Below are 9,784 nucleotides of genomic sequence, written 5' to 3'. Positions count from 1 at the left end.
CGAGTTCATGCTGGTGTTGGCGCAGTTGGGCGGCTACTTGAACAAAACAGGGCAAGGACCGCCCGGTTCCACCGTAATCTGGCGTGGACTGCGGCGACTGCAGGCGTACCGCGAAGCCTATATTGCATTCGGAACGGGCTAAAAAAAGATGTGTAGGATAAAGAGAGGCGTTGCCTGGGGCTATCATAGGACTGCCCCGTTGGGGCGTTGTCTGACTGAGTGGTCAATCAAAATCAAACTCGCCCGGCTCAAACTGCAGCGAAATGGAGCTGTTAGCTGGTTCGACTCCGTTGAGGATCCAGTCCAGTCGCTGGAACCAGGGCAACGACTTTTCCCAGTCCTTGATCGCCGCGTAGAGTTGGATTGCCCGCGGGTGGCTTGGCTCACGGGTGTCTCTCAGTACCGACAACGCGCCGCTTGGCAGTCCGTTCATGAACAACGCAGTGGCGAAGTTCCGTTTGTACGCATTGCAGATGTTCGGCCGCTCGCGCAGGCTGCCCTGCATGAGCACAAATCCGCGATACAGCTCAGCAGCACTTTCGGCGCGGCCTGCCCGCATGAAACAAACGCCCAAGGTATTGCGAACCTGAGGATCACGGCCAGCGGTGATAAGTACATTTGCTGCTCCGAGATAGTTGTCCTGCTTGATGAGTTTCCACGCCCTCTGGATCGCTGGGTTAAGTGGTGTCGCTGCACGATTGTCATGCCGAGCAGTGGTGGCAGAACAGTCGGATGGTTGAATTGTTTTTTTTGTTTGGGTCTGCGCAGACATCGTCTGTACTTTCATGAAATATTGAAAACATGCACTGGTAGAAATAAGAAAGAAGCGTCGAACGCTCTTAAATCTGCAGTCGCACGTTCAAACTCACGAGAGTCTTCGAATGGTGGCGGTGTCCATCCAGGTCGCAATGAGTTTTCTCTCGGTGCAGAAAGCTCGGGATGGCCCCGTTCGCAGCCAGCGTTGCCAAGCTACCGCTGAGCGGTTCCAGCTCGTTTAACTTTTCACCCGTCGCTCGTGGCACAGCCGTTGGCTGGGTTGCCCAATGCTCCGCCACATGGGTGGCGGCGTTGAGCGATTGGTTCCATAGCGAGTTGGGAAAGTGATCCGCCACGTCGCGTGAGGCAGTCAAACCAACAGAGACGACCTGCATCAGAGCAACAGCGAAAACCAAGAGGGTCAGCAATGGTCGCGCGACGAAAACCCATCGCTGAGGGAATCCCCGTAGACAATTCAAGTGCTGACTGGATTGGTTGCGTATCATGGTGTCTCTTAGAATGCGGTGTCGCAATCGAATTCATCGCTTAAACGCGGCACCGACTCGCTAGACTATCGGCTGCATATCACTTCTGGCAAGTCCAATGGGCTGCATTGAAACCATAGGCCCGGCGGCAGAAGAGAAACTGGAAGTGATCTCGTTCAGCGAGACTCTTCGGTGAGAAACGCGACGAGGTCTTGAAACTCCTGCACTGACATCGCTTGCTCCAAACCCGCTGGCATGATGGATTGATCGATCGGTTTCTGTTCCTCGATGTCTTCGAGTCGAACGTCGAATGTGTTGCCGTCGGCGCCCTGGAATCGCAGGGCATTGCCCACGCCTGGGGCGTGCAGTTTCAGCCCGGTCAGTACTTGCCCATCCACCGTCAGAATTCTCCAGGGGACATAAAGCGGCCCGATCTCGCGACTCGGGGTCAAGATCGACTCGATCACCCTCCGGCTCGTGATCTGGCCCGAGAGCGTTGACAGGTCAGGTCCTGTCCGCGCCCCCCGCCCGTTGTGGGCGTGGCAGTGGATGCATGTCTTGCGCATGAACACTCGTCTGCCCGCATCGACATCGCCGCCATGGCCCACGAGCGCATCCCACTCTTGGAAATCTTCTTTGCCCGGGACGCGGTCGATCGGCTCACCGGTCGGCCGGTTCAAGATCCGATTCGCTTCGGTGCGTAGCGTTTCGGATTGTCGTGGCAGCGAAAGCTTGTTGATGATCGCTGCGTGGGCTCCGGCATTGCGAGCCAGCCCAGCGAGAGCATCGGCGCGGGTTTGGTCGTCGAGTGCCTCATTGGCGGCAATCTCCGCCAGGACATTGCTCGCCGCTTCGGATTGCCGCGCCGCCAGCAGCCGGGTGACCTCCAAGGAGAACTCACGTGAGTTCAGCTCCCCGGCCCACTCGGCGAGCTGCGACGCGGTGATCTGTTCGGCCTGCTCCGAGAGCCAGCGAAGCGCCAAGGCGCGAGTGGTCGCGGGCTGCGCCGAATCGCTGATGATCTTGATCAATCGTTCCTCAGTCGCTGGGTCCCGAACCGAACCCGCTGCCGATCCGGTCTCGAGGTAGGCAATCGAAGAGACGACGGCTGCGAAAACACGCGGCGAGAGTGCCGGACGAGTCAGCAGGCGTTCGACCGCCGCGAGGTGCTCGTCGGCACTGGCCTCGGTTGCATAGCGGATCGCCGCGATCACCACTTCGTCACTTGGGTGATCCAACCCCCAGGCGATCCACTCATGGAGTTGTTTCGCGGCGGCGGTCTCGTTGGGAGCGGTGAGCGTGATCCAACGCCAGGCCGCCAGCACCCCGGTGGCTTGGGTCGGTGATAGCTTCGTGGCAAGCTCGACTTCACTCAGTTGATCCGAATCGATCAATCCCGCGATCGCAGCCTGACGGAGAAAGGCATCGTCGCTGCCGAGTGCCTCGATCCGCTGCTGCAGGCTGATGGAGTCGCTCGTGCGCAGTTGTGCGGCGCGCTGCTCCTCCTCGCTGAGGCCCGGAAATGCATCTGAACTGGACCTGCCTGCAGCAAAATCCTGGTCGGCGGGAGGGGTGAGCCGCCATAGTCGACCGTTGCCATGGACTTGGTAGCTGCGGTCGACCCAATCGGTGACGTAGAGACTGCCATCTCGAGCAAGGGCGAGGCCCACGGGACGAAAATGGGCGTCGCCTTGGACGACCACTTCGGTGCGGCCCGTCAATGACGCGCCATCGGGATGCATCTCATAGCGTTCGATGCGGTTATCACCCCAACTCGTCACCCACAGATACTTGCCACGGACGACGATATCACAGGCCGCTTCGCCCACCGCAGCGGCCATGGGTAGAGTGCCCGGCAGTTCGCCGTCCCAGGACTGCAGGGGATGGGTGCCAGCCCGACCGAAACGAAATTGAAATCCGTAATCGGCGGTGGGAACGATGTGCAGCAGGCGATTGGGAGGCATCGAGTCCGGATCATTCCCCACCACCCACAGACGTTCGGCGGGATCAAAGCAAGATCCAAAGGGGTTCCAGAACCCCGTGGCAATCCGCTGCACCTGGGAACCATCCGGGCGACACCGAAACAGGTTGCCCCCTTCACCGCCGCCGACTTGTTTCGAACCGTCCGAACCGATGAGTTCATAGGGCTCGCCAAAGTTTTCGCCCTGACCAATCGTCAGCCAACCATCCGGGCCAACGGTGAGGCTGGACAAACCGTTGTGCGGGTAGTTCGCCTTGGTCTTCAGCTGTAACACCGTCTCCACTTGATCGGCCATGCCATCATCATCATTGTCGCGGACCCGCCGGAGCCCATCTCGAGAGAGCAAACCGATCCAGCCATCCCCCAAATCTGCAATTGCCATCGTCGCCTGCCCGCCCTCGTAGAACAGACGCTGCCGGCCCGCGTTGGGGGCCTCTTCAGTGGAATCAAACCGATACACACGGTCGACTGTCGGGCCTGGGTACTTGTCCGGTGGGAAGTGCGTGTGGCACTCAATCACCAGCAGTCGACCTGCCTCATCGAAACAGCAGCCCGTTGGCGTGACCAGTTCGGGTTCGGACGCCACCGACTCGATGATCCAGCCGGGCACGAGCATATCGGGGGACGCCACCTCCGAATGACTGGGTTTGCTGCGACCGTCATTCTCAGCGTGAAGCGGCGGTGCGGCGAGCCAGCTGGCCGCTAGAACAATTAAAACAAGTTTGCAATGCATGATGGGCCTCGGAAGCTGACAGTCATGATAGGATGACATTTCTCAATCGCGATCACTCGAACGCACCCGATGATAATCGATTCGCTCACTTATGGTTCCCGCATTCCTTACTTGGAAAAGCTGTCTCCCATGCATGAATCTCTGATCTTGAAGATGCCGGACACCCGACCCGTCGCCGAGTTCGTCTGGAATACTCCGCGGTGGGGCCGAAGAGCCAGCAAGCTATGGCTACTGCTGATACTCAGCATGATCGGGATGAGCACCAGCCAAGCGGCGGCGCCCGATGAGCTGGAAACGCAATTGTCGGCGGCGGGAGAAAATCGAGCTGAGCTCGAAGAGGCACTCAGCAACGTTCCCGACGCCCAGCGAGGCGGGATGGAGTTCTTGATCAAGAACATGCCCGAGGCCGATTTAGAATCACTCTCGGCCGAGTTCTTGCTCGAGAATGTCGACCTTGCCTACCAATCACGCGCGTCGGATCCCTGGGCGGAGTCGGTGCCGCTCCCCATTTTCTACAACGATGTCCTCCCGTATGCGAGCATCAACGAGCGTCGAGATAATTGGCGTGCCGACTTTCGCCAACGGTTCTTACCGCTTGTCGCGGAGGCAGAAACAGCGAGCGAAGTCGCGGTGATTCTGAACCAGCAGATCTTCCCGCTGCTCGACGTGCGGTACTCAACCCGGCGTGCCAAGGCCGACCAGAGTCCGTATGAATCCATCGAGGGTTCGACGGCATCGTGCACGGGTCTATCGGTGTTGTTGATCGACGCGTGCCGCGCCGTCGGCGTCCCGGCACGATTCGTTGGCACACCACTGTGGAGCGATGGTAGCGGGAATCATTCCTGGGTGGAGATTTGGGATGACGGCTGGCATTTCACGGGTGCTGCCGAACCCACAGGCGATCATCTCAACGATGGATGGTTCATCGGCCGCGCCGCTGCGGCAACGTCCGACGACCCGAAGCACGTGATCTACGCGACCCGTTTCGGCCAGTCTTCGCTCTCCTTTCCCTGTGTGTGGGCGCCGGAGAACGATTCGATCCCGGCCGTCGATGTGACGCAGCGATACGTGGCCCTTCGCAGGCACAAAGTGAACGAGAACGCTTCGCGCCATGCCCTTGAGCAAACGCGCGCGTGGTTGGCAATGGATTCCGATCTCACATCGCTCTCGCGGCAGGACTTTGCCAAGGTTCCCCTCACGAAAGAAGACACTGTCACGGCACGCCAGATCTTGGCCGAGAAGCATCTCGCTCAACTTCGCCGCGACCGCAAAGAAGAATTTGAATCCGGTGTCATTCGTCAGGGAGAATGGCAGATGCCGTTTTCGTACAAAACGTTTGGGGAGAAGCCCGCCGATGGATGGAGTCTGTACATTTCGATGCACGGTGGAGGTGGCGCACCGAAAGTCGTCAACGATCGCCAATGGGAGAACCAGAAAAGACTCTATTCGCTCGACCAAGGTATCTATGTCGCACCGCGTGCGCCGTCGGACACCTGGAACCTATGGCATCGAGATCACATCGATGGATTGCTGCGACGATTGATTGAAGACATGGTGGCCATCGAAGACGTCAATTGGAACCAGGTCTATGTGATGGGATATTCCGCCGGTGGCGATGGGGTTTATCAGATCGCCCCGCGGATGTCCGACACCTGGGCCGCCGCCGCAATGATGGCTGGGCATCCCAACGAAACCTCTGCTCGGGGCCTGAGAAATGTTCCCTTCGCCCTGCAGGTCGGCGGTAAAGATGCTGCCTACGATCGCAATCGAATCGCGAAAGAGTGGAAAGAGAAACTCAAGAAACTGCGCGCCGACGACCCTGATGGATACGAGCATTTCGTCAAGATCTATCCCGACAAGGGGCACTGGATGGACCGCGAGGATGCTGTCGCGATTGAATGGATGTCAGAACACACGCGAAATCCCACCCCCAATCGCATCGTGTGGGTGCAAGACGACGTGACGCATTCCGATTTCTATTGGCTGGCTGTCGACGAAGCCGATTGTCAGCCGCGCTGTGAAATCATTGCCGAAGTCGAGGAGCAAACGATTTCCGTTTTCGCCGAAGGTGTTGAGCGAGTTCAGGTCCGGTTCGACGACCGGATCGTCGACCTCGATCGACCGGTCACCATCGTCAGTGATGGACAGATCCTGCACGAATCCCTGGTGGAACGGACGATCGGTGAACTGGCGACCACATTGATCGCGCGTGGCGATCCGAATTTGGCTTTCCCAGCATCGGTCACCGTCGAACTGCCAATACCAAGTGCTCAAGCACCCCTTGATGACGAAGGGGATGCTGTGAATTCACCCAACGCGACGTCTGCTGATCAGGGGGACGAGTGAACCGACACGAACACTGGCAACTCGATCCCACACTCGACTTTCTCAATCATGGGTCCTTTGGGGCGACACCGCGGGTGGTGCTGGCTGCCCAGCGTGCGTTTCAGGATGAATTGGAGCGAGATCCGATCGAGTTTCTCGCGCCCGAACGCAGTTTGAACCCCAAGCTCGATCGGGTGCGTCAGGTGATGGCGGATTTAGTCGGTGCGAACGCCAGCGATCTCGCTTTCGTTCGCAATGCGACCGAAGGCGTCAATGCGGTCCTGCAGTCGATGCCGCTGCAAGCCGGTGACGAGATCTTGGTGACCAACCATGGCTACAACGCCTGCATCAACGCGGCCGAGTATGTGGCCAACCGAAGTGGTGCCGTGGTGCGTGTTGCCAACGTCCCCTTTCCATTACGAAGTGCCGATGCGGTGATCGACGCGATCGAGCGGGAGATCAACGAGCGAACACGCGTGCTGTTGATCGATCATATCACCAGCCCAACGGGTATGATTTACCCGGTCGATGCGATCGTGGACCTGGCGCATCAAGCTGGCGCTCGGGTCCTCGTCGACGGTGCTCATGGCCCCGGGATGCTACCGCTCGATCTGAACGCACTCGGAGCCGACTACTACACGGCCAATCACCACAAGTGGCTGTGCGGTCCCAAGGTCTCGGGATTCTTGTGGGTGGCCCCGCAGTGGCAGGAAGAGGTTCGCCCCACCGTGATCAGCCACGCAGCGAATCGCTCGCAACCGGACCGATCTCGCTTCCTTGCGGAATTCGACTGGACGGGAACCTACGACCCTTCCCCCATCCTCGCGCTGCCGACCGCGATCGACTTTCTCGATTCGCTCGCTGGCGATGGAATACGAGGCCTGATGAATGCCAACCACAGCAAGGCTATCGCTGCGCGAGATATCGTTGTCGATGCGCTCGGCATTGAAGTCCCCGTGCCTGACGCGATGATCGGCAGCCTCGTAGCGATCCCACTGCCAATGACATCCCAGTCGCCGGTGCAGGGAGAGATGCTGCAGCAGCGATTGCGGGAGTGTTACCGCTTGGAGCTACCCGTCGTGCCCAGCCCCGCGGGTGACGCCTGGTTGCTGCGAATGTCCCTGCAGGCGTACAACGATCTCGACCAAGTCCATCGGCTCACCGATGCCTTGAGCCGTGAACTGTGTCTTGGATAGGCGCTAAGCAGGTATGAACAAATTGTTCGGTATATTAGCCGGTGGGCGCTAGCTCCGGTTCCATTGACGCTTTGCGTTTAACGCGAGAAAACCGCGGCTAGCGCCGAATGGCACTTACTTTGGCCCCTGGAGAGGACATAACGAGGTAGGTAACCCGATGCGTTAGCGAGGAAAATGCCGTTCTTTGCGAGGTCAGTAGATCATCCTCGCTCACGCGTCGGGTTACCAAGACCGCTTCGCAAACTAAAGTAAGCGGTATTCGGCTAGCGCCCACCGGCTAATTGAGTTACACCGAAAGAATTACCCATACCTGCTTAACTCAGCGCGGTTCGCATGCGGCCGGCGAGCCCCCAAAATTGTTCGATCGCAGGGAGTGGCTCGAAGTGGTACTTCCCAGGTCCGAGGACAACGTCTTGCTCGGTATGCTCCGAAACGACGCGCTCGACATTCTCTTGAGAGAGCTCATTCTTCTCAACCTCGATCGCCAGCAATTCGTCTTCGCGCTGGGCGTCGATCTCACCGTAGTTGCGAGAGGGCAGGAAGATCGTTCCGTTGTAGAAGTCGATCGCGAAAGCGACCACACCAGGGACAAAGAACAGCATCAATCCGACGCCATCGAGGGCCGCAATTTTCCAGTCGATCGGTCCGCTGCGCGGCTGGCCAATGCGCTCGGGATGAAGAATCGATCCACATCCGGCAAGGGTGGTCGACGACACCGACAGCGACATGTTGATCAAAAATCGACGGCGATCGTGATTGTGTAGCACCTTGATCGATACTCCAGGAATGATGAGAAGTTGCTGCCCGAAAAGGAGTGTCGGCTCTGGGCGACACGGGCAGTTCTTCCCTCCGTTACTGAATCGATACTGGGCAGGTCCAGACCAACAGGTTGATTCGCGGTCAATCGTGTTCGAAAAGGGAGTTGACCCTCTCCGACGAGGCTTTCAGTAAACCAAATCCTGGGGGGAGAGCGACTTGTCCAACAGAGCAGCACTTTCCGCTTGGTGAGGGACATCGCGTGAGCTCCTGGGGAGCCAATCGGACGATTCTCGCACCGCTGCCGTGGAGGTCTTAGAGCTGTTGATTACCCACAAGTTTGCTCCCCCGTGTGCTTGTCACACGCCGAAGCGGCGTTTTCAATTTAGAAAACCGCGGTATCGACACAGCTTGCAGGGGATCCGGTTTTGTGGGTAATGACCAGGTCTCAGGGCCCCCAGACGTAAACCGGGACAATGTAGGTGATGTTGGCCGGGGAACGGCTGGCCGTCATCGGGTCAGCCGGCCATGACGGCCGTAGAGAAGGTCGCAGCCCCCACCGCTGAGCTTCCAATCGTGCCATCCGAGACCGCATTTCCGCTAGCGCTCGCGCCTGACGAAGTTGCATCGCCTTAGCCCGTCGCCGTTCGGCTTGCGATCCTGATTGGCCGGTGAGGCGCAGGTCAGACGGACTGTGGACGTCTCCGCCGCTGCGCTGCGATTCTGATTTGCTGCGTTGGGTTGACTTCGACGGTGCAGGAAGTGATTCAAAATTCTCGCGTTCGTCACTAGCGTCTTCGTAGAACGGATCAGCAGGCTTTTCCTCAGTACCGCTGGGGTCTTGGAAGAAGATCAAACTCGTGTCATCGGAATCACCGAAGAGTTCCTCAATTCCTTGAGCGGAGGTCGTCGACCCGGCTGTCAAAATGAGAAGAGTCGCTGCCAGTGGTGGGAAATATCGCTGAGAAAATAGTCGTCGATTCATGATTCATAGCCCGATAGAATGCGTGGCGTCCGGAGGAGCTATCGTCGGCACCCTCGCCAGCAATCAAGGCACAGTGTGTGATTTTCCTTCTCTGAGCGGATCCCTGGTGTCGGTTGTGCCCGGCGTGCTGGTTATGAGGCGTCTCCTGGACGCTTTCCTATGCGCCGCCCGAGAAGAAAAAACACAGTGTGTGGGTGCAAAATTCGAAGACTGTGCTAATCTTAGGTTGGAACGCAGGCGTTGGCTCGTGGGTGCTCAACTGGTGCCCTGACCTGTTTGCGAACGATCCGTCCTACCGTCCCGTCCCACCCTTTTTCACGATAGCTATGACTCAGAAAATCATCTCCAGCGTCTTCGCATTGGCACTTTTGACCACTACGGTTGGATGCCCTCCACCAGCACAACCCAGTGGCGAAGAAGTCGACATCAGCACTGAGGCTGTTGAAGTCACCCCCGAAGTTGGTGACAACACAACCGGTGTCACGGACGTCCCTTCGGACAACATGACCGGCGTCACCGAAATCCCTTCGGACAACATGACCGCTGGCAGCGAAACTCCCTAGTTTC

At 58.4% G+C, this 9,784-nt stretch carries 8 protein-coding genes; 3 read left to right on the top strand and 5 right to left on the bottom strand.

What is annotated here, in order from left to right:
- Window positions 1–223: 223 nt before the first annotated feature.
- The 3 genes from CA85_RS06185 to CA85_RS06175 form a co-directional block, all read right to left on the bottom strand.
- On the bottom strand, window positions 224–772 hold the full coding sequence (locus tag CA85_RS06185) for a tetratricopeptide repeat protein (protein ID WP_146390395.1): 549 nt from the start codon (window positions 770–772) through the stop codon (window positions 224–226).
- Between the two features lie 67 nt (window positions 773–839).
- Window positions 840–1,262 (bottom strand): hypothetical protein, encoded by a 423-nt coding sequence (locus tag CA85_RS06180; protein WP_186774768.1) that lies wholly within the window; start codon window positions 1,260–1,262, stop codon window positions 840–842.
- Between the two features lie 155 nt (window positions 1,263–1,417).
- Window positions 1,418–3,955, bottom strand: coding sequence for a PVC-type heme-binding CxxCH protein (locus CA85_RS06175; protein ID WP_186774767.1), 2,538 nt, complete (start codon window positions 3,953–3,955; stop codon window positions 1,418–1,420).
- Between the two features lie 69 nt (window positions 3,956–4,024).
- Here CA85_RS06175 and CA85_RS06170 point away from each other — a divergent pair, with 69 nt between their 5' ends.
- Entirely contained in the window at window positions 4,025–6,301 is a 2,277-nt protein-coding gene (locus CA85_RS06170; protein ID WP_246112546.1) for a transglutaminase domain-containing protein, read from the top strand.
- Entirely contained in the window at window positions 6,298–7,476 is a 1,179-nt protein-coding gene (locus CA85_RS06165; RefSeq protein WP_146390392.1) for an aminotransferase class V-fold PLP-dependent enzyme, read from the top strand. The genes CA85_RS06170 and CA85_RS06165 overlap by 4 nt, the downstream gene beginning before the upstream one ends.
- 314 nt (window positions 7,477–7,790) lie before the next feature.
- Here CA85_RS06165 and CA85_RS06160 read toward each other — a convergent pair whose 3' ends face one another.
- On the bottom strand, window positions 7,791–8,243 hold the full coding sequence (locus CA85_RS06160; protein ID WP_146390391.1) for a hypothetical protein: 453 nt from the start codon (window positions 8,241–8,243) through the stop codon (window positions 7,791–7,793).
- Window positions 8,244–8,680: 437 nt separating this feature from the next.
- Window positions 8,681–9,217 carry a malate synthase gene (locus tag CA85_RS06155; protein ID WP_146390390.1) on the bottom strand — a complete coding sequence of 179 codons (537 nt, stop codon included), beginning with the start codon at window positions 9,215–9,217 and terminating at the stop codon, window positions 8,681–8,683.
- A gap of 326 nt (window positions 9,218–9,543) precedes the next feature.
- Here CA85_RS06155 and CA85_RS06150 point away from each other — a divergent pair, with 326 nt between their 5' ends.
- The gene (locus CA85_RS06150; protein WP_146390389.1) at window positions 9,544–9,780 is read left to right on the top strand and encodes a hypothetical protein; all 237 of its coding nucleotides are present in this window, start codon (window positions 9,544–9,546) and stop codon (window positions 9,778–9,780) included.
- The last annotated feature ends 4 nt before the right edge of the window (window positions 9,781–9,784 follow it).

Source organism: Allorhodopirellula solitaria (assembly GCF_007859855.1).
Taxonomy (GTDB): domain Bacteria; phylum Planctomycetota; class Planctomycetia; order Pirellulales; family Pirellulaceae; genus Rhodopirellula; species Rhodopirellula solitaria.
The sequence above is the reverse complement of the archived record's forward strand: the minus strand, read 5'-3'. Positions and strand labels throughout refer to the sequence as shown.

Excerpts from the sequence above, each read along its gene's own strand:
- CA85_RS06185 (WP_146390395.1), bottom strand. The coding sequence starts at position 772 with ATGTCTGCGCAGACCCAAACAAAAAAAACAATTCAACCATCCGACTGT.
- CA85_RS06180 (WP_186774768.1), bottom strand. The coding sequence starts at position 1,262 with ATGATACGCAACCAATCCAGTCAGCACTTGAATTGTCTACGGGGATTC.
- CA85_RS06175 (WP_186774767.1), bottom strand. The coding sequence starts at position 3,955 with ATGCATTGCAAACTTGTTTTAATTGTTCTAGCGGCCAGCTGGCTCGCC.
- CA85_RS06170 (WP_246112546.1), top strand. The coding sequence starts at position 4,025 with ATGATAATCGATTCGCTCACTTATGGTTCCCGCATTCCTTACTTGGAA.
- CA85_RS06155 (WP_146390390.1), bottom strand. The coding sequence starts at position 9,217 with ATGAATCGACGACTATTTTCTCAGCGATATTTCCCACCACTGGCAGCG.
- CA85_RS06150 (WP_146390389.1), top strand. The coding sequence starts at position 9,544 with ATGACTCAGAAAATCATCTCCAGCGTCTTCGCATTGGCACTTTTGACC.